Below are 23353 nucleotides of genomic sequence, written 5' to 3'. Positions count from 1 at the left end.
AGATAACTTGACGCTATCCGGTGATCGGCGACGCGACGGGGCCTGCTGGATGGCCAGCAGGTGAACAGTGCGGGAAAGCCTGTCGCTGCGGAGTGGATGAGGCAGCTGACTTTTGAAATCCAAAGTCAGCCGGTAGGGTCAGGGTCATGAGTGTGCAGCTTCGGGGCCGGCTCGCGGCCCGGGGAGATGAGCCGCTGGGCGAGGCGTGCGGCATCGAGCGGGCGATGGCGGTGGTCGGCAACCGGGTCGCGATGCTGTTGATGCGTGAGGCGTTCCACGGCGCGTCCCGCTTCGAGTCCCTGTGTCGACGGGTGGGTGCCAGCGAGGCACAGGTGGCGCAGCATCTGAAGCGTCTGGTCGCCGCGGGTCTGTTGACCAAGGAGCCGTACCGGGAGCCCGGCCAGCGCACCAGATCTGCGTACGTCCTCACCGACGCCGGACATGACCTGCTGCCGGCCGTGATGGCGCTGCTCGATTGGGCGGGCGAACACGTGCCCACCTCGTACGGCGCGACCGTGTTGACCCACGCCGGGTGTGGGGCGGCGGCGCATGTCGAGATCCGGTGCGAGGCCGGTCACCGCGTCCGGGAGGACGAACTGGTCATCGAGGGCCCGGACCTGCACCCCGCCCCGACCGACCGGGCGCCGACGCCCGACTCCGATCAGCACTGACCCCCGAGACGTATGCCTGCCGGACGTACGACCCTGACCAGCTGACGCCTGACCGATGACCCCAGCGTCAACGCCCCACCCAGCAAGGAGAACGACATGACCACCTACCGCGCCATCGAGGCGACCACCGCCGGCGAGTTCGCCCTGGTCGACCGGGAGCTGCGCGCCCCCGGTGCCGGGCAGGTCAGGATCGCCGTGGAGGCCTGCGGGGTCTGCCACAGCGACGCCGCCGGCATCCACAACCTGACCGGCAGCCGGCCCGCCGGCACGCCGGTGGTGCCCGGCCACGAGGTGATCGGCCGGATCGACGCCGTCGGTGAGGGCGTCACCCGGTGGACGGTCGGCCAGCGGGTCGGTCTGGGCTATCTGGGCGGTCCCTGCGGCGAGTGCGCGATGTGCCGTCGCGGCGAGTTCGTCCACTGCACCGGCCAGCCCGTGCTCGGCGACAGTCAGGAGGGTGGCTACGCGGAGTATCTCCTCGCCCGCGCCTCCGGCCTGGTCGCCGTCCCCGAGGATGTGCTGGCGGTCGAACTGGCGCCGCTGATGTGCGCCGGCCTGACCGTGCACCACGCGCTGGTGGCCTCACCGGCCCGGCCGGGCGACCTGGTCGCCGTGCAGGGCATCGGCGGTCTGGGCCATCTCGGGATCCAGTACGCCCGAGCGATGGGCTTCGAGGTCGTCGCCATCGCCCGCGGCGAGGAGAAGCGAGAGCTGGCCCGGCAGTTGGGCGCGCACCACTACCTCGACTCCACCCGGGTCGATCCGGCCGGGGCGCTGCAGGAACTCGGCGGCGCCCGGGTCATCCTCGCCACCGCGAGCAGCGGCGCGTCGATGTCGCCGCTCGTCGGCGGCCTCGGCCTGCGCGGTCAGCTCGTGGTTCTCGGTGTGACACCGGACCCGATCCAGGTCGGCACGGTCCCGCTGATCATGGGCGGCCGCTCGATCGTGGGATCGCTGACCGGCACGCCCAGCGACAACGAGGACAACGTCGCCTTCGCCCGTAGGCATGACGTCGCCGCGATGATCGAGACGGTGCCGCTGGCGGAGGCCGGCGCGGCGTACGCCCGGATGATGGCGGGCGACGCCCGCTTCCGGATGGTGCTCGACCTCACCCGCTGACGATCTGGTAACCCGTCAGCCCGGTGACTCGGCGCGTTCGTTTCGCGACCGGGCCGCCATCGACTCGCGTGGCCGGCTCGCGACCCGTCAGCCGGGGAAGCGGTTGATCGGATGGTCGCCGGTGGCCCAGAGGTACTGCACCGCGTAGGCGCGCCAGGGCCGCCACGCCTCGGCGCGACGGGTCAGCGCGGCACCGGACCTGGGCAGATCGAGTGCCGCGGCCGCAGCGCGTACGCCCAGATCGGTCGCCAGGAAGGCATCGGGGTCACCGAGCGCGCGCATCGCGATGGATTCCACACTCCACGGGCCGAAGCCCGGCAGCGCCGCGAGCCGTTCCCGGGCGTCCGACCAGTCACCGCCGACGCTGAGATCCAGGTCCCCCTCCGCCAGCGCCCGGGCCACGGTGGTGAGCGTGACGCGGCGGGTCTGCGGCATCGCCAAGGTCTCGGGATCGAGCTCGGCCAGCGCTCCGGGGTCGGGGAAGAGGTGGGTCAGCCCGCCGCCGGGGTCGTCGATCGGCCGGCCGTGGGCGTTCACCAGCCGCGCCGCATGCGTGCGGGCCGCAGCGGTCGACACCTGCTGGCCGAGGACCGTACGCACCGCGAACTCGGCGCCGTCCACCGTTCGAGGGACCCGGCGCCCGGGGCTCGCGGCCACCAGCGGGGCGAGGGCCGGGTCCTCACCGAGCAGCTCGTCGACGGCGACCGGGTCGGCATCCAGGTCGAGCAGCCACCGGCAGCGGCTGATCGCGACCGACAGGTCCCGGAAGTCGGTCAGCGTCAGCCGACAGCTCACGTGGTCCGGCCGCGGACGGAGCGAGACGATGCCCGGGCCGTGCGGCAGCCGCACGGTGCGCCGGTAGGCGCCGTCGCGCCATTCCTCGACCCCGGGCACCGCCGTGGCAGCGAGATGCCCGAACAGGTTGTCGGGACACAGCGGTGCTCGGAACGGCAGCCGCAGCTGTAGCGTGCCCGCCGGCACGGGCTGCTCGTCCCGCCCGACGCGGGTACGCAACGCGGTCGGCGTCACGCCGAAGACCTCGCGCACGGTGTCGTTGAACGTACGGATGCTGCCGAACCCTGCCGCGAACGCGAGGTCGCTCATCGGGAGGGTGCTGGACTCGATCAGCATCCGCGCCGTCTGCGCCCGCTGTGCGCGGGCCAGCGCGATCGGTCCGGCGCCGAGCTCGGCGACCAGCTGTCGTTCGATCTGCCGGACGCTGTACCCGAGCCGGGACGCCAGCCCGGGCACGCCCTCACGGTCGATCACCCCGTCCGCGATCAGTCGCATCGCGCGGGCCACGAGATCCGTCCGGACGTTCCACTCGGGAGAGCCGGGGCTGGCGTCGGGGCGACAGCGTTTGCAGGCGCGGAAGCCGGCCTGCTGGGCCGCGGCGGCACTCGGATAGAAGCGCATGCTCGCTTCCTTCGGCTGGGCGGGGTAGCTCGGCCGGCAGTAGATGCCCGTGGTCAGCACGGCGGTGATGAACCATCCGTCGAAGCGGGCGTCGCGGGAACGTACGGCCCGTACGCACCGCTCGAAATCCTCATGCACCCCACCAGCATCGCCTGCCGTGCCGTCCGGGACCAGCAGGAATGCGACATCTGCATGTCCGGGGGTGACGTCGCAATCCTGCCGGTCGAGGATCGCTGGGTCGGGGATGATGGAACACGTGACCAGCTCAGCACTCGCTTCCGCCCAGCAATCCCTTCCCTGGGGAGGGCCGCTCGACGATCTCGACGATGAGGCGCAGCCCGATGGCTCGCCGCTGGACGCCGCACCGGACGGCCTGCGTGCGGTGGAGTTCGCGTCGCGCCTGTCGGGGCCGCCCCTCTACCTCGTGCACCCGAGCCCGATCGGCGAGTTGCTGTTGACCGGGGACGGGCGGTCGCTCACCGGGCTCTACATGCTGCCCGACCACCGCTACGCCCCGGCGATCGGCGACGACTGGCGGCGCAGCGCCGACGCCTTCGACCACGTCGGCCAGCAGCTCGACGCCTACTTCGAGGGGGACCTGCAGATCTTCGATCTGCCGTTGGCGCCCAGCGGCACTCCCTTCCAGCTGGCCGTCTGGACCGAGCTGACCAGGATCCCCTACGGGCGGACCGTGACGTACGGGCAGGTGGCCCAGGCGCTGGGGCGGCCGACGGCGTCCCGCGCCGTCGGCATGGCCAACGGCCGCAACCCGATCTCCATCATCGTCCCGTGCCACCGCGTCATCGGCGCCGGCGGGTCGCTGACGGGCTACGGCGGCGGCCTGCCCCGCAAGCGGATGCTGCTCGAGCTGGAACGTACGCACTGACGGCCTTGCCCGCCGGCCGGGCGGCGTACGTGCTGGGCCGGATGACCAGCCGCTAGACTCCGGAGCCGATGACCAGTTCGGACCCGTCGACTGCCACCGAAGCCGCCGCGGGTGGCATGACCACCCCCCTGATCGGTGGGAACCACGCGGTGAGCAGCGGCTACCAGGCGTGGCGCCTCATCGCGGAGGAACTGCGCGGCGAGATCCTCGACGGCCACGTCGCCGTCGGCGCCAAGCTCGCCAGCGAGGGCGAACTGGCCGAACGCTTCGGCGTCAACCGACACACCGTGCGCCGTGCGGTCGCTGCACTCGCCGCGGACGGTCTGGTGGTCGCTCGGCGCGGCAGCGGCACGTACGTCAACGAGCATGCAGTGCTGGTGCACCGGATCGGCATGCGCACCCGACTGACCGACAGCCTCGGCGCCGGGGTGACGGTGGGCATGCGGCTGCTCGGCGCCGGTCCGGAGACTCCGCCGGCCGAGGTCGCCTCCCGTCTACAGATCGACGGCCGCGAGGCGCTGCGCCTCGACAATGTCCGTACGGTCGACGGGCGACCGGTGCTGCGGGGGACCCAGTGGCTGGCGATCGACTTCGCTCCGGCCTTCCTCGAGAAGTATCGGCGCACCGGGTCGGTCACCGCGGGGCTGCGGGCCGGCGGGATCGACGACTACCTGCGTGCCTCGACCACCGTCGGCGCCCGCCACGCCACTGCCGCGGAGGCGGCCGACCTGGAGCTCACGGTGGGCGCCGTCGTCCTGGTCGTCCGCGCCCTCGATGTCCTGCCCGACGGCACCCCGTTGCTGTTGGGCATCACCCGCTTCGCCGCCCAGTGGGTCGAACTCGACATCGAGCACGGCGGTTCGTGAGCGTACGTACGGGCAATGGCGGCCCTGCTGGGTGTTCGTGAGGGCACGTACGGTGCTGGGTGTTCGTGAGCGCACGTGCGCGCAACGGCGGGCCGACGTCCTGCAGATGCACCCCGTTGTACGCATTCGTTCGTGGGCGCCCACGAACGAATGCGTACGTCAGGGTGCATCTGGGCCGTCAGGGTGCATCTGAACCGTCACAGGCGACCTGAACCCGCAGATACATCTGAACCCGCAGATACATCTGCACCCGCAGGGGCCTCCGGAGGGGGGCGCGGACCAGCCGATCAGAAGAAGCCCAGCGGATCCTGGCTGTAGGAGACCAGCAGGTTCTTGGTCTGCTGGTAGTGGTCCAGCATCATCTTGTGGTTCTCCCGGCCGATGCCCGACTGCTTGTAGCCGCCGAACGCGGCGTGCGCCGGGTACTGGTGGTAGCAGTTGGTCCACACCCGGCCGGCCTCGATGCCGCGGCCCATCCGGAACGCCTGTGAGGCGTCGCGTGACCAGACGCCGGCGCCGAGCCCGTAGAGGGTGTCGTTGGCGATCGAGAGCGCCTGCGACTCGTCGTCGAAGGGGGTGACCGACAGCACCGGGCCGAAGATCTCCTCCTGGAAGATCCGCATCCGGTTGTGGCCCTGGAAGACGGTCGGTTGCACGTAGTAGCCGCCGTTGAGATCGCCGCCGAGCTCGGCGTGCCCGCCGCCGGTGAGCACCGTGGCGCCCTCCTGCTTGCCGATGTCGAGGTAGGAGGTGATCTTCTTCATCTGGTCGGTGCTCGCCTGGGCGCCCATCATCGTCTCGGTGTCGAGCGGGTCGCCCTGCTTGATCTTCTCCACCCGGGCGACCGCGTCGGTCATGAAGTCGCCGTACATCGACCGCTCGACCAGCGCCCGCGACGGGCAGGTGCAGACCTCGCCCTGGTTGAGGGCGAACATCGTGAAGCCCTCCAGCGCCTTGTCGTAGAAGGAGTCGCGGTCGTCGGCCACGCTGTCGAAGAAGATGTTGGGCGACTTGCCGCCCAGCTCCAGGGTGACCGGGATGAGGTTCTCCGAGGCGTACTGCATGATCTGCCGGCCGGTGGTGGTCTCACCGGTGAACGCGATCTTGCGGATCCGCTTGCTGGACGCCAGTGGCTTGCCCGCCTCGAGCCCGAACCCGTTGACGATGTTGAGCACGCCGGGTGGGAGCAGGTCGCCGATCAGTTCGACGAGCTTGAGGATCGACCACGGCGTCTGTTCGGCCGGCTTCAGCACCACCGCGTTGCCGGCGGCGAGTGCCGGGGCGAGCTTCCAGACCGCCATCAGCAGCGGGAAGTTCCACGGGATGATCTGGCCCACCACACCGAGCGGCTCATGGAAGTGATAGGCGTACGTGTCGGCGTCGATCTCGCTGATGCCACCCTCCTGCGTACGGATCGCGGCGGCGAAGTAGCGGAAGTGGTCGACCGCGAGCGGCAGGTCGGCGTTCAGCGTCTCGCGCACCGCCTTGCCGTTGTCCCAGGTCTCGATGACGGCCAGGTCCTCGAGGTGTTCCTCCATCCGGTCCGCGATCTTGTTGAGGATGTTGGCCCGGTCGCTCGGAGCCGTCCTGCCCCAGGCGGGCGCCGCGGCGTGGGCGGCGTCCAGGGCCGCCTCGACGTCGTCGGCGGTGCCACGGCCCACCCGGGTGAACAGCTCGCCGGTGGCGGGGGCGAAGTTGTCGAAGTACTCGCGCTTGGTCGGTGCCACCCAGTCGCCACCGATGAAGTGCCCGTACGTGTCCTTGACCTCGATCGTGGAGCCGGAGCTGCCCGGTCGGCTGTACACAGTCATGCCCGTTGTCCTTTCATCCGAACCACTCTGTCCGGTGAGGTGTGATGCTAGTCACGCGTACGTTGCGTGAACGTTGCACGCACGGCGGCCTGATGAGCACGGTGTCGGGGATCTGGGGCGGCGGTGTCTGTGATGCGGCTCACCAGGGGGTCTTCAGCGGACACGTCGGGCGGTTGCGGCTCGGTCCGGCACCCGCAGCGGGATGGCTAATGTCCTTCGGGTGACCACCGAGATCATCATGCTGGCGCTCGTGGTCGTCACGGCGCTCGGTTTCGACTTCACCAACGGGTTCCATGACACCGGCAACGCGATGGCCACCTCCATCGCGACGGGCGCCCTGGCGCCGCGCCCGGCCGTCATCCTGTCGGCCTGTCTCAACCTTGTCGGAGCCTTCCTCTCCGTCCAGGTCGCGTTGACAGTGACCAATGCCGTCGTCAGGATCCAGGACAAGAGCGGGGCGCCGAGCCCCGCTCTTGCTGCGGATGGTGGCCACCTGCTGTTGTTGATCGTGTTCGCCGGCCTGGTCGGCGGCGTCGTCTGGAATCTCCTGACCTGGCTGCTCGGTCTGCCCTCGAGCTCATCGCACGCCTTGTTCGGTGGTCTGATCGGTGCCGCCATCGCCGGTCTCGGCTTCGGAGGTGTCAACTGGGTCGGCGATGGCACCAAGCTCGACGGTGTCGTCGGCAAGGTCATCCTGCCGGCCCTCGTCTCTCCGGTCATCGCGGCGATCGTCGCCGGCACCAGCACCTGGCTGATCTACCGCATCACCCGTGCGGTGGCCGAGAAGTACACCGAGGCCGGCTTCCGCTGGGGCCAGATCGGCACCGCCTCGCTGGTCTCACTCGCCCACGGCACCAACGACGCACAGAAGACGATGGGGGTGATCACCCTCGCCCTGCTCGCTGCCGGCGTCTGGCACGACGTGACCAGCGTGCCGATCCTGGTCAAGATCGCCTGTGCGGTGGCCATCGCCGCCGGCACCTGGATCGGCGGGTGGCGGATCATCCGTACGCTCGGCAAGGGCCTGGTCGAGATCGAGTCCCCGCAGGGCATGGCCGCCGAGGCCAGCTCGGCGGTGACCATCCTTGCCTCCAGCCACCTCGGCTTCGCCCTGTCGACCACCCATGTGGCGACCGGGTCGATCCTCGGCACCGGTCTCGGTCGCCCGGGTGCCACGGTGCGCTGGCGGGTCGCCGGACGGATGGCGCTCGCCTGGTTGATCACCTTGCCGGCGTCCGCGATCGTCGGAGCGGTGATGCTGTGGATCGGCCGGGCCCTCGGGTTCGTCGCCGGCCCGATCGTCGTCTTCGTGATCCTCCTCGTGCTGGCGGCCTGGATGTATCACCACGCCCAGAAGAGGCCGGTCCACGCCGGCAACGTCAATGCCGATTGGAGCGAGGGCGTCGCCCCTGCCCCTGCCGCCGCCCCGGGACGGACGCCGGCCTCCGCACCGGCGTCTGTGGCCGCGCCCGGCTCCGCACCTGCGGCCGCGCGCGCCGCCGGGCCCTCCTCGAAGGAAGCACACGTCTGATGCAGAATGTCGTCTTCGCCCTGGAGGGCGCCTGGCAGGTGCTGCTCGCCGGCCTGGTCCTGGGCTGTGGGCTGCCCGTGTTCTATGCCCTCGGCATCCGTTCGCTGGCCTGGGCCCAGGCCGGCATCGCCGAGGTGGACCGCGATGCTCGACCGCACCCGATGGGTTGGGTCTTCGCCGTCCTCTGCGGTCTGATCGTGGCCTTCGCGATCATCACCGGTCTGCTCGTCATCATCGCCCCGGGGTTCGGCATGTCCGTGTCGTTCGCCCATGTCTTCCCGACGCTGGTCCCCAAGGGCTGACCGAGGAACACCTGCCGGACGAGGATCTTCTCGCCTCAGCGGCGCCGGATCGGCGTGGTGGCGCCGAGCTCGCGGTCCAGTCGGGCGACCTGTCCGGCCGCCAGCGGCCGCCGCGGCGATCCGGCCGGCAGTCGGTGGAGCTGGGCGGTCCACATCTCCAGGTCGTCTCCGCCGGCGGCGGTCCGGGTCCATGCGGCCATCAGCTCGACGCGCCCGCTGTCCAGCACCGCTGTCCGCAGGGACCACTCCAGGTCGTCCGCCAACGCCTCGACAGCCGGCGAGGTGGAGCGGGGGAGCAGCCGCCCGCGGTAGGCGCGCACCGCACCGTCGACGTCGCCGACGGTCAGCAAGGATCGTACGGTGCACCAGTCCCCGCCGAGCGGTGCCCGCAGCCGGTAGGGCCGTGACTCCAGCACCTCGGGTCCCAGCAAGGCGCGCAGCCGGTTCACCTCGGCGCGGACAGTGGCCGGACTGACCGGGTGGGGGTAGACGAGGTCGGCCAGCTCGGTCCCGGTCAGCCCGCCGGGGTGCGTCGCCAGGACGACCAGGATCTCGCTGTGCCGCTGCCCGAGGCGTACGCTCCGGCCGGTCGCGCGGCTGAGCAGGGCCTCGGTGCGTCCGAGCGCATCGAGCCGGAGAGCATCCGTGTCGAGGCCGTCCGGACCCAGCCTGTTCAGGGCCAGCCCGTTCAGGGTCGAGCCGTCCGGGGCGTGCCCGTCCCGGCCGGGTGCCGCCCTGCCGCCGATGTCCATGCCGAACTCGGCGGCGCGATCGCCCGGTCCCCGCGCCGGGGCCAGCCGGGCGAGCTCGGCCTCCGCCATCCGCGCCGCCGCCCGCACCATGGCCAGTGTCTGCGGGACGGCGACCTGGCGGCCGCCGGTCACGTCCAGCACGCCGAGCACCGACGCGGTGACCGGGTCGTGGATCGGCGTGGCCGCGCAACTCCAGGCGCGGACGGCGTCGACGTAGTGCTCGCGGCCGCGGACCAGCACCGGGGTGTCGAGCCGCAGGGCGGTGCCCGGCGCGTTGGTGCCGGCGACCCGTTCGTTCCAGTTGCCGCCGGCGACGAACCCGATCCGTTCCGCCCTCCGCAGCGCGACCGAGGCACCACTGACCCACAGCAGGTGGCCGTCGGCATCACCGAGCGCCAGCACCGCACCGCAGTCGCGGACCGCTTGGCCCAGCACGTCTTCCACCAACGGCCGCACTCCGCGGAGCGGATGGGTGCCGCGGCGCTGCCGGAGCGCACCGTCGTCGAGCGTGACGGGGGCGGCGGGCAGGTCGATGCTGACCCCGGTCGTGGCGCACCGGTCCCACGAGTCGCTGATCTCGGTGCGCAGCTGCGCCGGGTGCTCGGTCATCGGCCGGCTCCTCACCGCCACAGGAAACGTGACCCCCATTACACCTCGGACGTGGTGCACGCGCCAGATCGTCGGGCGGAACACTCGACTTGCGCAAGTGCTGAAAACTTGTATTATTTAACTATCAACTAAACCTCAGAGTTGATCACTTCCACACGAATGCGAGATGTCATGGGCTTCTTCAACCGCAAGCAGGACGAGACCACCACCGCCGTCGAGGTCGCCACCGACGGCCCGCTGTTCCAGCTGGACGGCACCTACAACCTGGACCCGTCGCACAGCCAGATCGGCTTCGTCGCCCGCCACGCCATGGTGACCAAGGTCCGCGGCCGCTTCGCCGACTTCGCCGGCACTGCCACCACCAAGGCCGGCCTGGCCGACCCGAAGATCGACGTCACCATCCAGGTGGCCTCGGTCTCCACCACCGATGAGGGCCGCGACGGTCACCTGAAGTCCGGCGACTTCTTCGACGTCGAGCAGTTCCCGACCATCACTTTCTCCTCGACCGAGATCTCGGCCGTTGCTGACGACACCCTGCGCGTCACCGGCGACCTCACCATCAAGGACGTCACCAAGCCCGTCACCATCGACTTCGAGTACGCCGGTGCCGCCCAGGACCCGTTCGGCAACCAGCGCGTCGGCCTCGAGGGCTCGACCGTCGTCGACCGCAAGGACTTCGGCCTGACCTGGAACGCCGCGCTCGAGACCGGCGGCGTCCTCGTCTCCGAGAAGATCACCCTCGAGTTCGAGATCTCCGCCATCAAGGCTGCCTGATCCCGCTGTCGTACGACGCTCGCGCACGGTAGATCCGGGCGTCATCGGGGCCAGTTCCCGATGGCGCCCGGTCGGCGTTTCTCCGCCGTATTCACAGCGGATTCTGGGCCGAGGGCCGGCGCCAGGTACTCTGGGCGCCGATGGTCGTTCGTACGGGGATCGCTGGAGGCACTGATGACCTGGAAGTCCCGCGGGGCCGCCGCGCTGATGGCCGTGGCATTGGCTGCCGCCCTCGGTGCCTGCGCGCCGGCTGAATCCGCCGACCGGGTCGGCGGTCAGGCCACGGGCCACGCGACACCCGCCGCGTTCCAGGCGGCCGTCAACATCGCTGGCGACGCGACCGATGTCGCGGTCGACACGCTGGTGAAGGTCACGCCGTCGTCGGGCACCCTGACCTCGGTCGCGGTCACCGGCGTCGGCTCCAGCACGAAGGGCGGCCCGTCCACCAGCACGGTGCCGGGCGCGATCGGTCAGGACGGCACCTGGACGGCCACCGAGCGTCTCGATCCGGCCACCGTCTACACGGTCGTCGCGACCGGGACCTCTGGTGCCGGGGAGTCCTCGGTCACCTCCCGCTTCACCACCGTCGCGCTGACGCTCAAGCAGCAGATCCATGCGACGATCACCAACCAGTCCGGCTCCACGTATGGTGTGGCGATGCCGGTCGACGTGACCTTCGACCTGCCGGTGGCCGACCGTACGTCGTTCGAGCAGGCGCTCCAGGTCACCACGGTCCCGGCCCAGAACGGGTCCTGGGGCTGGCTCTCCGACCGCGAGGTGCAGTGGCGCCCGGAGAACTACTTCGAGCCCGGCACCAAGGTGACGGTGCAGGCCAATCTCAACGGCGTCAGCGCCGGTGACGGCAAATACGGACAGAACTCGGCCTCGGCCGACTTCACCATCGGTCAGTCGCGGATCACCAAGGTCGACCTGTCCTCGAAGCAGCTGACCCAGTACGTCGACGGCGCGGTCGTGGCGACGGTGCCGGTGAGCGGCGGCAAGTCCGGCTCCACCACCCGCAGCGGCACCAGCGTCGTGATGGAGAAGCTCGCCCAGACCCGGATGGCCTCGGAGACCATCGGCATCGCCAACGACTCGGCCGACGGCTACGACCTGCAGGTGAAGTACGCGATCCGGATCACCACCAGTGGCGAGTTCCTCCACGCTGCGCCGTGGAACGCCGCCTACTTCGGCCGCAGCAACCAGAGCCACGGCTGTGTCGGCATGGGCACCGCCGACGCCCAGAAGCTCTTCGGCATCATCCAGATCGGCGACCCGGTGGTCGTCACCGGCACCAGTCGGCCGCTCGATTCCGGCAACGGTTGGACCGCCTGGAACGACTCCTGGGAGCAGTGGCAGGCCCGGTCGGCGCTCGCCTGAGGCCCCGCGCGAGCCGACAGACGCAGCACGGCGGAAGGGCTGCCCGGGATGTCCCGGGCGGCCCTTCCGTACTGTCGAGCCTGCGCTCTCGTCCCCGCGGAGGGCCGGCGGTGGAAGACTGGGGCCCGTGGCCACCGACGACCTCGATCCCGCCACGGTGCTGCGCCGGATCGCCTACCTGCTGGAGCGCGCGTCGGCCGACACCTACCGGGCGCGGGCCTTCCGTCATGCCGCGGACACCGCCGAGCGGATCGGCATCGACGATCTGCGTCGCAGCGCGACCTTCGGCACCCTGACCGAGCTGCCCGGCGTCGGGAAGCGTACGGCCGCAGTGATCGCCGAGGTCCTGGCCGGGCGCGTCCCGGACTACCTGACCGGGCTGGAGCGTGACGCCTCGGGCCCGGTGACGACCGGCGGGGAGAGCATCCGGGCTGCTCTCCAGGGCGACCTGCACCTGCACTCGAACTGGTCCGACGGTGGCAGCCCGATCCCCGAGATGGTCGCCGCGGCCACCGGCCTGGGTCATCGCTACATCGCGCTCACCGACCATTCGCCGCACCTCACGGTCGCCCACGGGCTCACCGCCGAACGCCTCCGCGATCAGTTGGACGTGATTGCGGCGCTCGCCTCCCCGGGCGTTCCGTCCCCGGGCGTTCCCTCGCCGATCGGCGCCGAGGCTGCGGACGGTGACGTACGGCCCGCCGACATGCGCCCCTCCGCCCGACTGCTCACCGGGATCGAGGTCGACATCCTCGAGGACGGCAGACTCGACCAGGAACCGGCGCTCCTCGACCGGTTGGACGTCGTGGTGGCCAGCGTGCATTCCATGCTGCGGATGCCTGGCGCTGCCATGACCCGGCGGATGATCACCGCTCTCGCGGATCCGCACGTCGACATCCTCGGTCACGTCACCGGACGCCTTATCGCTGGTGATCGCGGCACCCGGCCCGAGTCGGAGCTCGACGCCGGACTGGTGTTCGAGGCCTGCGCCCACTTCGGCGTCGCCCTGGAGATCAACTCCCGGCCGGAGCGTCTCGACCCGCCGATGCGCCTGTTGCGGGAGGCGGTCGAGATCGGCTGCCTGTTCGCGATCGACACCGATGCCCATGCCCCGGGTCAGCTGACCTGGCAGGCGTACGGCTGTGCTCGTGCCGAGGAGGCCGGGGTGCCGCTGGATCGGATCGTCAACACCTGGCCTGTGGAGGACCTGTTGGCCTGGACGCATCGGCGGGCGGGCTGACAGGCCGCGCGGGAGGATCCTCGGCCTGCAGGTCCGCCTCGAACAGGCGCGCGGCTGATCCCCAGGCCGGCGAGGGAGGATCCTGCCGCGCTCCGCGGGGGACCTGACGCTTCCGGGGTCGGAGGGCTCAGGCGCCGCTGAGCCACCGCGGCAGATCCGCGATGGAGTCGAGCAGCACGTCCGGCGCCGGCCCGCCATCGTGCAGCTGGGCCTCGCGGAACTTGCCGGTCCGCACCTGGATCCCGGTCAGCCCCGCCGCCATCGCCCCGCGGACGTCGGAGACCAGGTCGTCGCCGACCATCGCGATGGTCGCCGCGTCCAGCCCCAGGGCGGCCACGCCGGTGGCGAACATCGCCGGTGCCGGCTTGCCGATGATCGCCGCTTCCACCCCGGCGGCCTGCTCGAGGCCCAGGACGTACGCACCCGCGTCGAGTTCCAGCCCCGCATCGGTCCGCCAGACCAGGTTGCGGTGCAGGGCGACCAGGGCCGCGCCTGCCACCAGGCAGGCCAAGGCGTGGTTCAGCGCGGCGTACGAGAACTCCGGCCCGGCCCCGCCGATCAGCACCACGTCCACCTCCTCGGGTGGGGTGCCGGGTGACACCAGGGTCAGGCCGTCCAGATCGGTCCCGAGGTCGCCGCGGTTCAGCAGCAGACAGCGCGCGCCGGGATGGTGCTCCTGCACGTACGCGGCGGCCGCGGCCGCCACCGTGATCACCTCGTCGACCTCCACCGGGAAGCCGGCGTCCTGCAGGGCGGTGGTGATCTCGGCGCGGGTGCGGGACGTGGTGTTGGTGATCAATCGCAGCGGCACCCCGGCCTCCCGCAGCGCGGCGAAGGCCTCCACTGCCCCGGGCAGGGCACGCCACGAGACGATCAGTACGCCGTCGATGTCGAGGAGCAGTCCCTGCGTACGCATCCGTCCTCGCCTTCGCTTCGTCGAGATGTGAGGAACCGCAGCCTACGCCGCGACCGGCCCCCGACTGCTGCGATCGGGCTCCGAGTGCCGCGATCGGGCCCCGAGCGCCGCGATCTGGCCCCGAGTGCCGCGACTGTGGCAGGTGTGGTCGGAGCAGTTCCTCCCGCTGCACCGGTTCGGACACATTCGACGACCTCTGCATTTCGCCTGTGCAGATGTGTCTGTCATTCAGCACAAACGTACGGGCGAGGTGAAGAGCTGTCGGCGACGGTCTGTCGACATCGACGCGGCTGTGATCCCCGACCACTCTCAGCATCCCCGACACCCGACGCTCCGCGGCAACACCGACCGAACGGTCGGGGAACCCGGCCAACGTCGGCGTACGCGAGAATCGTCGGCGTACGTGAGAATCGTCGGCGACCACCGCGGCCGAGCCAGGCCGTATCCGTTCGAGGACGGCTCGCCGTGTCCGTTCGGGGACGGCTCGCCGTAGCCGTTGGCGTCGAAGCCCGACCCGACCGCCGCAAACCCGGACTGTCACTGCCGGTTGAAAGGTGGGCCGCTGTTGCCGGTCTCGAGGACGTGCTGTCAATCAGTCGGTGGGTGGTGGAGCTCCAGGGTCACCCCAGGATGGGCCGCCCGCAGGCGATCGGCCTGCTGCTCGTCGAGCGGGGTGAGCGCCCGAGCGCGGAGATGGTGCTCGAGGAATGCCATCGCGTGGTCGGTGATCACCCGGTGCGCGTACCTGCCGTCCCGCGGCCCGGACAGCCTCAACCATCGCACCAACGGGGACCACAGTGGCGCGTCGGTGAAGTCGATGTGGGAGATCCGCGGCACCTGGACGATGTAGCCGGGCGCTCGAAGGGTGTCGTACGTCGTCCGGATGGTCCGGTGGTGCGCCTCGATCTCGTCCTCCGGCCAGCCCCCCGATCGTTCCCGCTCCAGGCGCATCGTGCTCGGCGGCCGGGTGATCCACATCGTCGGCACGTCGAGCCCGGTCGTGACCGTCCGTAGCGGCACCGGCGCGTCGAGGATCAGCGCGGCCACGATCCGATGGTCCGCGCGGGCCACCTCACCGGCGACCAGCCCGCCCAGGGACACCCCGGCGATCCCGATCCGCGACAGGTCGAGGCGCCCCGCCAACGAGCCTGCCGTGGGATCCGCGTCCCCCTTCTCGAGCTCCTCGAGCCGGTCGATCACGAAACTGGTGTCCTCGCCGAGGAACGGGATCATCCCGTTCTCGAGTCGTACGCCGGCGGCGAGCGGCGCCTCCGCGGCGGGCAGATAGCTCTGGGTGGACAGCGTCTTCATCTGCGGCGTGATCCCATCTCGGCCACCCGCCCGTCCGGAAAGGCGACGGCGGCTGCCGCGTACGGCAGGTCGATGCCGACGACGACGAAGCCCTGCGAGACCAGTTCCTCGGCCAGGAACGTCGTCGACTGCCGGAATCCGCCCAGCCCGCTCAGCAGCAGGACGACCGGGAAGCGCGTCGGGTCGTCGGCCACCGGCGCGCCGGCGACCGCGTGGGTCCTGACGGCCGCCAGGTGATCGAGAGCCATCCGTGGCACGCCGAAGATCCTCGCCAGCGCAGGCGTCACCACAGCGGCATCGTCGAGGTACGGAGCCGGTCGCGCCTCCGAACGTTCGGCCGGATACCAGAACTGGACCATCAGCTCTCTCGGCTGTTCCGGATCGGGGGCCAGGATGTCCCGGCGTGTCGGATCCACCCAATGACGGGTCGCTGTGCCGATGGCGTACGGCCCGGTCGGGGTGGGGAAGCGGAAATGCGGGAACAGGACGGCCTTCGCACCCACCAGGGCGAGCGCGCAGGACACCGTGAGCAGGCCCACGGCCAGGCCTCGGGACCGTGACCTCGTGGACATCGTTGACTCCTCACGCCGGACGGTGTCGACTCGAGCGCTGCTGCGCCGGGGGCGCAGCACTCACGGCTCGAGGGTAGCTGCGGGTTGGGGGCGTCCGGAGGTGAGGGGTCGGGACGTCGGAGGTGAGGGTCGGGACGTCGGGGCGCCGGTCAGTCGCGCACCATCGGCGCGTCCAGCAGCACCTCCGGGATGCCGAAGCCTTCGACCAGATCGGCCACGTACGGTCGCAACTCCCCGCACAGGGCGTCCACCCGGGCGGAGATCTCCTTGCTGCGGGTCGGCGTGATCCGGTGGTGTTCGAGGAACCAGCCGCGGTCCGCCTCCAGGGTCGACATCACGTACAGATCGCAGAGCCGGTCGAGCAGCAGTGCCGCCCGCCCGTCCTGGGTGGCGTCGATGCCGGCGATGAACGCCTCCAGCACGAGCCGATCGGTGTGTGCCCGCGCCGCGGCGAGCATGTGCGGCGCCAGCGCGTTCAGCGCCGCGAACGCCTCCTCCGGCCGGGCCCGGGCCGCCTCCCGCGCGCGGTGGGCCAGCGACTCCAGAATGTGCCGCTCGCGGTCCTCGAACATCACCACCTGCCAGCCGCGCTCCAGCGGGAGGCCCTCCTCGTCACGCACCTGGGCCCGGGCGACCAGCCGGGCGATCAATGGCTGGGCGGCGGTCCGCTCCAGCACCGCCTCGCCCAGCGTCCGCGCGGCCACCCGCGCCATCCCCAGCAGGTCGAGGTCGCCCCATGCCGCCCGGTAGCCGACCAGCAGTTCCTTGGCGACCAGTTGCTGCAGCACCGTGTTGTCGCCCTCGAAGGTGACGAACACATCGACATCCTGGCGGATCTGGGTGAGCACGTTCTCGGTCATGAACCCCGCCCCACCACAGGCCTCGCGCATCGCCTGGACGGTGTCGACCGCCCACCGGGTCTGCGCCGCCTTGAGCGCGGCGGCCCGGGTCTCCAACTCCCGTTCGACGCCGACATCCGGCGACTCCAGGCCGTCCCACCGACGCAACTGTCCGAGCAACTCGTTCTGGGCGAAGCCGTACGCGTACGCCTCGGCGATCCGCGGCAGCAGCCGGCGCTGGTGGGTCAAATAGTCGAGCAGCAACACGTCGCTCTCCCCGCCCGGGACGGGGAACTGGCGGCGCCGTAGGGCGTAGCGGGCGGCCAGCGCGATGCTGCGCCGGGTCGCGGCGGCGGCCGACCCACCGACACTGATCCGACCACGGACCAGGGTGCCGACCATGGTGAAGAAGCGCGCGTTCCGGTTCTCGATCGGCGAACGGTACCTGCCGTACGCCGTCACTCCGCCGAACCGGTCGAGCAGCAGCCGGCGCGGCACCCGGACGTGGTCGAAGCGCAGGGTGCCGTTGTCCACCCCGAGCAGACCGCCCTTGTGGCCGTGGTCGCCGATCGTCACTCCGGGCAGCGGTGTGCCTGCCTCGTCGCGGATCGGCACCAGCACCGCGTGCACGCCGTGGTCGGTGCCACCGGCCAGCAGCCGGCCGAAGACCACCGCCATCCGGGCGTCCCGGGCAGCGTTGCCGATGTAGGCCTTGGTCGCCGTCGGGGTGGGGGAGTCGATCTCGTACTCCTCGGTGGCGGGCAGGTAGCGGATCGTCGTCTCGACGTGCTGGACGTCGCTGCCGTGCCCGAGTTCGGTCATCGCGAAGGCGCCGGGCAGCCGCATCGCGAGTGCGTCGCGCAGGTAGGTCTCGCGGTGCCACGGGCCGCCGAGGGTGAGGATCGAGCCGGCGAACAGCCCGAACTGCACGCCGACCTTGATGTCGAACGACAGGTCGGCGTAGCCGAGCATCCCGAAGCAGACCGGCAGGTCGGAGGCGTCGCCGGTGCCGCCGTACTGGTGCGGGTAGCCGATGCTGGCGCACCCGCTGTCGGCGAACCGCCGGGTCTGTCGCGTCGTCCACTCCCGCGCGGCGGCCAGGTCCAGCGTCGGATCGCGGAGCAGGTCGGCGGTCAGCACCTCGCGGCGCAACCGCTCGCGCAGCACATGGAAGGGGCCGTCGGCGGCCTCGACCAGCGCCTGGCCGAGGGGCGGTGTGGTGGTGGGCGGTGTGGTGGTCGCCGGTGCCGCGGAGGAGGGGACGACGTCAGCGGTCGGGGCTGCGGCGTCCGAGGTGGCGTACGCCTCGACGGCGGCCGCCCCGTCGGGGCGCGGGCCGTCGGGCCGGAGGGTGGAGGACATGTCGGCTCCCGGGGAGGGTCCGTCCGCGTCCCGTACGGCCCGATCCGGGCGGCGGCGAGTCGAGCGACTGCCGATCCGTGTGACAGGGCCTCGCCGTACGGCCGGATCCCGCCCCGGGACGCTGGCTTCCCACTAGAATATGTGAACGGCGCCACACCGGTCAGGTGGACGCGGACTCAGGACGCGGGCGCCTGGAAGATGTCCAGCCGACCCGGTCTCTCGGGGGAGGCATGACGATGTCGTCAGAACACACCGGGTCGTCAGAACATACCGGGTCGTCACAGCACGCCGGGTCATCAGCACGCACCGGCCCGCCGCGCACCGCCGTGGTCGTCGGGGGCAACCGCGTCCCGTTCGCCCGAGCGCGCGGATCGTACGCCCAGGATTCGACGCAGGACCTGCTCACCGCCGCCCTCGACGGGCTGGTCGCCCGGTTCGGGCTGGCCGGCGCCTGCCTCGGTGAGGTGGCTGCCGGCGCGGTGCTCAAGCACGGCACGCTGCTCAACCTCACCCGGGAGGCGGTCCTCGGCTCGGCGCTCGCCCACGACACCCCGGCGGTCGACCTGCAGCAGGCCTGCGGCACCGGCCTGGAGGCCGCGATCTACATCAGCAACAAGATCCGGCTGGGCCAGATCGACAGCGGCATCGCCGGCGGTGCCGACAGCATCAGCGACACGCCCTTGGAGGTCAGCGCCGGTCTGCAGCGGGTGCTGCTGCGGTTCACCGCCGCGAAGACCACCCAGGCGAAGCTCGCCGCCCTGGCCGAGCTGCGCCCCCGCGACCTCGCCCCCGTCGCCCCGCAGGTGACCGAACCCCGGACGGGGCTGTCGATGGGGGAGAGCCAGGCGCTGACCACGGCCCGGTGGGGGATCACCCGGGCGGCCCAGGACGAGTACGCGCTCGGCAGCCACCGCAAGCTCGCCGCGGCGTGGGAGGCAGGCTTCTTCGACGACCTGGTGACCCCGCACCGCGGTGTCACGCGTGACGAATCGCTGCGCCCCGACAGCACGCTGGAGAAGCTGGCGTCCCTGCCGATCGTGTTCGGCAAGGGCCCGGGCGCCACGATGACCGCCGGCAACTCCTCCCCGCTCAACGACGGCGCCGCGCTGGTCCTGCTCGCCGAGGAACAGTGGGCTCGCGAGCGGCACCTGCCGGTGCTCGCACGGATCGTCGACGCGGAGGTCGCCTCGGTCGACTTCGTCTCCGGCGGGGAGGGCCTGCTGATGGCCCCCGCGCGTGCCGTGCCGCGACTGCTGGCACGCAACGGGATGACCCTGCAGGACCTCGACCTGTACGAGATCCACGAGGCCTTCGCCGCCACCGTGCTCACCACGCTGGCGGCCTGGCAGGACGAGACCTACTGCCGCGACGCCCTCCGCCTGCCCGGCGCCCTCGGCACCATCGACCCGGAGAAGCTCAACGTCAACGGGTCCTCGCTCGCCGCCGGCCATCCGTTCGCCGCGACCGGCGGGCGGATCCTGGCGACGCTGGCGAAACTGCTGGCCGCCCGCGGGCCCGGTGCCCGCGGACTCATCTCGATCTGTGCCGCCGGCGGCCAGGGCGTCGCCGCGATCCTGGAGGCGATCTGATGTCCGCAAAGCCGTCGTCCACCCGTCACGCGACCCCCGGCCCGCGGGCCGCCGACGCGCTGCTCGAGGGACTGCTGGCCTCCCCGCTCGGCCATGCGCTGACCCGGCAGCTGGGCTTCCCCGAGGGGCCGACGCTGCGACGCGGGCCGGCTCGACCGACCGGCCCGGTGGCGTACGCCGTGGTCGGCGGCACTCTCGGCGACGGACCTGAGCACGGTGCGGGTGCAGGATCCGGGCCGGGCGACGGTCCCGCCGCCGGCACGACGACCGGCACGTCGACTGGGACGTCGGGCGGCACCACCGCAGCCACCCTCGCCGTCCTCGGCATCACGACCATCGATCCGCTGCGGGACGACCCGGCGGAGCGGACCACCGGTCCCGACGGCAAGCCGCAGCCGCCGGCGTACGCCACCGATCTCGGAGCCGTCGTGCTCGACCTCAGCGGAGTGCGGACCATCGCCGCCCTCGAGGATGTCCGGGCCGTGCTCCGTCCGGCCGTCCGGGCGTTGGAGCGGAGCGGCCGGGTCGTCCTGGTCGGTCCGCGAGCCGAGGATGTCGACGGGCTCGAGGCGAAGGCCGTCGCCCGCAGCCTGGACGGCCTCAACCGGTCGGTCGCCAAGGAACTGCGCGGCGGCGCCACCTCCAACCTGATCCGACTGGCCGCCGGCGCCGGGCCCGACGACCTTCGCTCCACCCTCGATTTCCTGCTGTCGGGGCGGTCGGCGTTCGTCAGCGGACAGTCCTGGGAGGTCGGCCCCCGGCGTACGCCACCGGCGCCGCAGGCCGCCGAGACCACCACCGGGACCCTCCCGTCCGCAGGAGTGCGGAGGATCGTCGTGGTCACCGGCGCGGCCCGCGGGATCGGCGCCGACATCGCCCGCACGTTCCACCGGGTCGGTGCGACGGTGGTCGCGGTCGACGTGCCCCGGGCCGGGGAGTCCCTCGGCGCGGTCGCCAACGAGGTGCACGGCACCGCGCTGCAACTCGACATCACCGCGCCCGACGCGGGGGAGCGGATCGCCGCCCACGTGGCGGAGCGCTACGGCGCCGACGCCAGGATCCAGGCGATCGCCCACAACGCGGGCATCACCCGCGACCGGCTGCTCGCCAACATGGACGAGAAACGGTGGGGCCAAGTGCTCGACGTCAACCTCGCCGCGCAACTACGGATCAACGCCGTGCTGCTCGACCCGGACCTGCCCGGCGGTTACGCCGAGGACGTCCACATCGTCGCGAGTTCGTCGACCAGCGGCATCGCCGGCAACCGGGGCCAGACCAACTACGGCACCTCCAAGGCCGGCGTGATCGGCGTGGTGATGGCCCTGTGCGAGGCGTACGCCGACCGTCCGCTGACCGTCAACGCGGTCGCCCCCGGCTTCATTGAGACCGACATGACCGCCGTCATCCCGACCCTGCAGAAGGAGATCTTCCGCCGGACGAACAGCCTCCACCAGGGCGGTCGGCCGATCGACGTGGCCGAGACCATCGTCTACCTGGCCGACCCGGCCACCAGCGGGGTGAACGGCCAGGTCGTACGGGTCTGCGGCCAGAACATCGTCGGCGCCTGACCGCCGCCACCCCGGCCGGTCCGGCGCGGCGGGCGATGCCCGCTCACTGTGTCGGGCCGTCTCCGCTCTGCAACCTGTCGAGCCGGGCGGTGAGCAGCTCGACTCGATGGCCGTTGCCCTTCAGCCTGATGTACGACGTCCCGAAGAGGGCCAACAGGGCGTCGTCGAGCCGGCGGACCGCCCCCGGCGGATGCTTGTAGCCCATCCGGTCGGTGATCGCGGCGGAGTCGACCGATCCCAGCAGACCCGCCAGTTTGTGCAGGGAATCGACCCCCAGTTCCAGCAGCAACCCGGAGATCCAGGTGTAGTGGTCGGTCCGTGACCAGCCGGAGTCCGGGAACTGCCCGGCCAGGAAGGTCGCCAGCTCCTCGGCGCTGATCCGCGGATCGTACGGGTCGGCCTCCAGGTCGCGCGGTGGAGTCCGTTCCCGCAGGCGTTCGCGGATCACCTCGAACTCGCGGTCGGCCAGCTCCAGCAGGCCGGCCGCCAGGGTGAACCGCCGGTTCAGATCCGGGGCGAGCTCCTCGGGGACCGAGCCCTTGTAGCGGATGTCGTGCTCGAACTCCGCCCAGGCGTGTTGCAGGACCGTACGGATCTGCACCTGGGCACTGGGTGCCGGGAACATATCCACCGGCAGGTCGCCGAGCCAGAGCGGGTCGAGGGCGATCTGCAGGTGGCGACTGACGTACCCGAAGCGGCCCTCACTGGCGGTCAACTGGCCCATGTCGCGGTCGTCGAGCACCGTCAGGTGGTCGGCGAGCAGGTCCGCGACGACGGCCACGTCGCTGCGGACGTAGGTGATGATCCGGGCACCGATCTGGTCGGTGATGTCGCGCAGCGGATCGGGATAGACCGGATGCCCGTCGACCGCCTTGTTCGCCTTCGCGGCGAAGGACGCGATGCCCTTGCCCCGTCCGGTGATGTCGAGGTAGTTGATGCCGGCGTCGTCGAGGGTGCCGGTGAGCCAGCGGGTGAGACGCTGCGCCGCTTCCTCGGCGTACGGCTGGAGTTCCGCGTAGCGCCGGGCGGCGCCGCGGACCAGCCGGGTCAGCTCCGGATCGGTGGCGACGGGTGGGTGGGCCGGGGGTTCGGGGACGAGGTCGGCGGGCAGCGTCGGGGTGACGATGTAGCCGGTGCGCCCGTCGCCGTACACCGTGGTGCCGGCCGGGCGGCGGACCGCGTAGAGCGCGACGTACGCGCAGACGACCGCGTCGATCCGGTCCTCAGCGGTGCGCAGCTCGCTCTTGTGGGTGGCCGCCCGCACGGCCTCGGTGACCTCGTGCCACGGCGCGGAGTCGGCCAGGCGGAGCGGGAGCGGGGCGTCGGCCAGTCCGTCCAGCAGGCCGATCAGCCGTAGCATCTCCTCGCGCATCCCCTCGAACGGCCGGTTCTGGCGTTGCTTGTACTTCAGCGTCCGCCCGAGCCGGAACAGCGCGACGAGCGCCGGATGCGGATAGACCTCGATGGCGCGGCGGGTGCGGACGGAGTCGGGATCGATGTCCAGGGCGAACCGGGCGGCGAGCCGGGCCCCGCGCGGGGTGTCGTGCAACTCGGGCCGGCCGGTGTTCGAGGGATGAGCACCGGCCTCGAAGCGGGCGAAGTCGCGGTTCAACGCGGCTTCGCAAGGGCGGTTGCCGGTGGGATTGGTGACGATGAGCGGTGCGTCGATCGCCACCAGGCATTCGTCGTCGAGGTACGGGCCCAGCGCCGCGGCGATGGTGTCGTCCGTGGTCGCCGCGGACAGGTGGACCAGCGCTCCGGTGTCGTCGAGGACGGCGAGACCGGTACGGGCGCGCTCGCCCCAGGCGAGGTCGATGCCGACGAAATACACGCGACCAG

19 protein-coding genes are annotated in these 23353 nt (G+C 71.3%); 11 read left to right on the top strand and 8 right to left on the bottom strand.

The features are described from left to right. Nucleotides 1-146 precede the first annotated feature (146 nt). Nucleotides 147-671 carry a winged helix-turn-helix transcriptional regulator gene (locus R0146_RS00570; RefSeq protein ID WP_317690929.1) on the top strand — a complete coding sequence of 175 codons (525 nt, stop codon included), beginning with the start codon at nucleotides 147-149 and terminating at the stop codon, nucleotides 669-671. A 96-nt stretch (nucleotides 672-767) separates the two neighbouring features. Continuing rightward, nucleotides 768-1790 (top strand): alcohol dehydrogenase catalytic domain-containing protein, encoded by a 1023-nt coding sequence (locus R0146_RS00565; RefSeq protein ID WP_317690928.1) that lies wholly within the window; start codon nucleotides 768-770, stop codon nucleotides 1788-1790. Between the two features lie 87 nt (nucleotides 1791-1877). On the opposite strand, the gene R0146_RS00560 is transcribed toward R0146_RS00565, so the two are convergent. Beyond that, nucleotides 1878-3344, bottom strand: coding sequence for an AlkA N-terminal domain-containing protein (locus R0146_RS00560; protein ID WP_317690927.1), 1467 nt, complete (start codon nucleotides 3342-3344; stop codon nucleotides 1878-1880). Between the two features lie 118 nt (nucleotides 3345-3462). Between R0146_RS00560 and R0146_RS00555 the strand changes: the two genes are divergently transcribed. Together R0146_RS00555 and phnF are read left to right on the top strand one after the other, a co-directional pair. Next, the gene (locus tag R0146_RS00555) at nucleotides 3463-4092 is read left to right on the top strand and encodes a methylated-DNA--[protein]-cysteine S-methyltransferase (protein WP_317690926.1); all 630 of its coding nucleotides are present in this window, start codon (nucleotides 3463-3465) and stop codon (nucleotides 4090-4092) included. Nucleotides 4093-4160: 68 nt separating this feature from the next. Further along, nucleotides 4161-4958, top strand: coding sequence for a phosphonate metabolism transcriptional regulator PhnF (gene phnF, locus R0146_RS00550; protein WP_317690925.1), 798 nt, complete (start codon nucleotides 4161-4163; stop codon nucleotides 4956-4958). Nucleotides 4959-5245: 287 nt separating this feature from the next. Here the strand turns inward: phnF and R0146_RS00545 are convergent, their stop codons facing one another. Further along, nucleotides 5246-6769, bottom strand: a complete 1524-nt coding sequence (locus R0146_RS00545; RefSeq protein ID WP_317690924.1) for an acetaldehyde dehydrogenase ExaC — start codon at nucleotides 6767-6769, stop codon at nucleotides 5246-5248. Nucleotides 6770-6989: 220 nt separating this feature from the next. On the opposite strand from R0146_RS00545, the gene R0146_RS00540 reads away from it, so the two are divergent. Both R0146_RS00540 and R0146_RS00535 read left to right on the top strand, forming a co-directional pair. Next, nucleotides 6990-8300, top strand: coding sequence for an inorganic phosphate transporter (locus R0146_RS00540; RefSeq protein ID WP_317690923.1), 1311 nt, complete (start codon nucleotides 6990-6992; stop codon nucleotides 8298-8300). Beyond that, nucleotides 8300-8602, top strand: a complete 303-nt coding sequence (locus R0146_RS00535; RefSeq protein ID WP_317690922.1) for a hypothetical protein — start codon at nucleotides 8300-8302, stop codon at nucleotides 8600-8602. Before R0146_RS00540 ends, R0146_RS00535 begins: the two co-directional genes overlap by 1 nt. A gap of 35 nt (nucleotides 8603-8637) precedes the next feature. Here the strand turns inward: R0146_RS00535 and R0146_RS00530 are convergent, their stop codons facing one another. Further along, nucleotides 8638-9963 (bottom strand): helix-turn-helix domain-containing protein, encoded by a 1326-nt coding sequence (locus R0146_RS00530; protein WP_317690921.1) that lies wholly within the window; start codon nucleotides 9961-9963, stop codon nucleotides 8638-8640. A gap of 171 nt (nucleotides 9964-10134) precedes the next feature. On the opposite strand from R0146_RS00530, the gene R0146_RS00525 reads away from it, so the two are divergent. From R0146_RS00525 to R0146_RS00515, 3 genes are all read left to right on the top strand, one after another. Next, a complete protein-coding gene (locus tag R0146_RS00525; protein ID WP_317690920.1) occupies nucleotides 10135-10737 on the top strand; it encodes a YceI family protein in 603 nt (200 codons plus the stop codon). Nucleotides 10738-10911: 174 nt separating this feature from the next. Further along, entirely contained in the window at nucleotides 10912-12117 is a 1206-nt protein-coding gene (locus R0146_RS00520) for a L,D-transpeptidase (RefSeq protein ID WP_317690919.1), read from the top strand. Between the two features lie 127 nt (nucleotides 12118-12244). After that, nucleotides 12245-13357 (top strand): PHP domain-containing protein, encoded by a 1113-nt coding sequence (locus tag R0146_RS00515; protein WP_317690918.1) that lies wholly within the window; start codon nucleotides 12245-12247, stop codon nucleotides 13355-13357. Between the two features lie 127 nt (nucleotides 13358-13484). Here the strand turns inward: R0146_RS00515 and R0146_RS00510 are convergent, their stop codons facing one another. The 4 genes from R0146_RS00510 to R0146_RS00495 form a co-directional block, all read right to left on the bottom strand. After that, nucleotides 13485-14273, bottom strand: a complete 789-nt coding sequence (locus tag R0146_RS00510; RefSeq protein ID WP_317690917.1) for an HAD-IIA family hydrolase — start codon at nucleotides 14271-14273, stop codon at nucleotides 13485-13487. 588 nt (nucleotides 14274-14861) lie between these two features. Then, complete coding sequence (locus R0146_RS00505) at nucleotides 14862-15584, bottom strand: alpha/beta hydrolase (RefSeq protein WP_317690916.1); 723 nt, start codon at nucleotides 15582-15584, stop codon at nucleotides 14862-14864. After that, nucleotides 15581-16156: an alpha/beta hydrolase gene (locus R0146_RS00500; protein WP_317690915.1), complete on the bottom strand. Its 576-nt coding sequence runs from the start codon at nucleotides 16154-16156 to the stop codon at nucleotides 15581-15583. Before R0146_RS00500 ends, R0146_RS00505 begins: the two co-directional genes overlap by 4 nt. Nucleotides 16157-16305: 149 nt before the next feature. Further along, entirely contained in the window at nucleotides 16306-18357 is a 2052-nt protein-coding gene (locus tag R0146_RS00495) for an acyl-CoA dehydrogenase family protein (protein ID WP_317690914.1), read from the bottom strand. A 236-nt stretch (nucleotides 18358-18593) separates the two neighbouring features. Here R0146_RS00495 and R0146_RS00490 point away from each other — a divergent pair, with 236 nt between their 5' ends. Both R0146_RS00490 and R0146_RS00485 read left to right on the top strand, forming a co-directional pair. After that, entirely contained in the window at nucleotides 18594-19946 is a 1353-nt protein-coding gene (locus tag R0146_RS00490; RefSeq protein WP_317692311.1) for an acetyl-CoA C-acetyltransferase, read from the top strand. Continuing rightward, nucleotides 19946-21514 (top strand): 3-oxoacyl-ACP reductase, encoded by a 1569-nt coding sequence (locus R0146_RS00485; RefSeq protein WP_317690913.1) that lies wholly within the window; start codon nucleotides 19946-19948, stop codon nucleotides 21512-21514. The genes R0146_RS00490 and R0146_RS00485 overlap by 1 nt, the downstream gene beginning before the upstream one ends. A 43-nt stretch (nucleotides 21515-21557) precedes the next feature. Here R0146_RS00485 and R0146_RS00480 read toward each other — a convergent pair whose 3' ends face one another. Next, a complete protein-coding gene (locus tag R0146_RS00480) occupies nucleotides 21558-23345 on the bottom strand; it encodes a DUF429 domain-containing protein (protein ID WP_317690912.1) in 1788 nt (595 codons plus the stop codon). Nucleotides 23346-23353: the final 8 nt, after the last annotated feature.

The organism is Raineyella sp. LH-20, assembly GCF_033110965.1.
GTDB lineage: Bacteria > Actinomycetota > Actinomycetes > Propionibacteriales > Propionibacteriaceae > Raineyella.
This window is presented reverse-complemented; position numbering and strand designations above follow the sequence as displayed.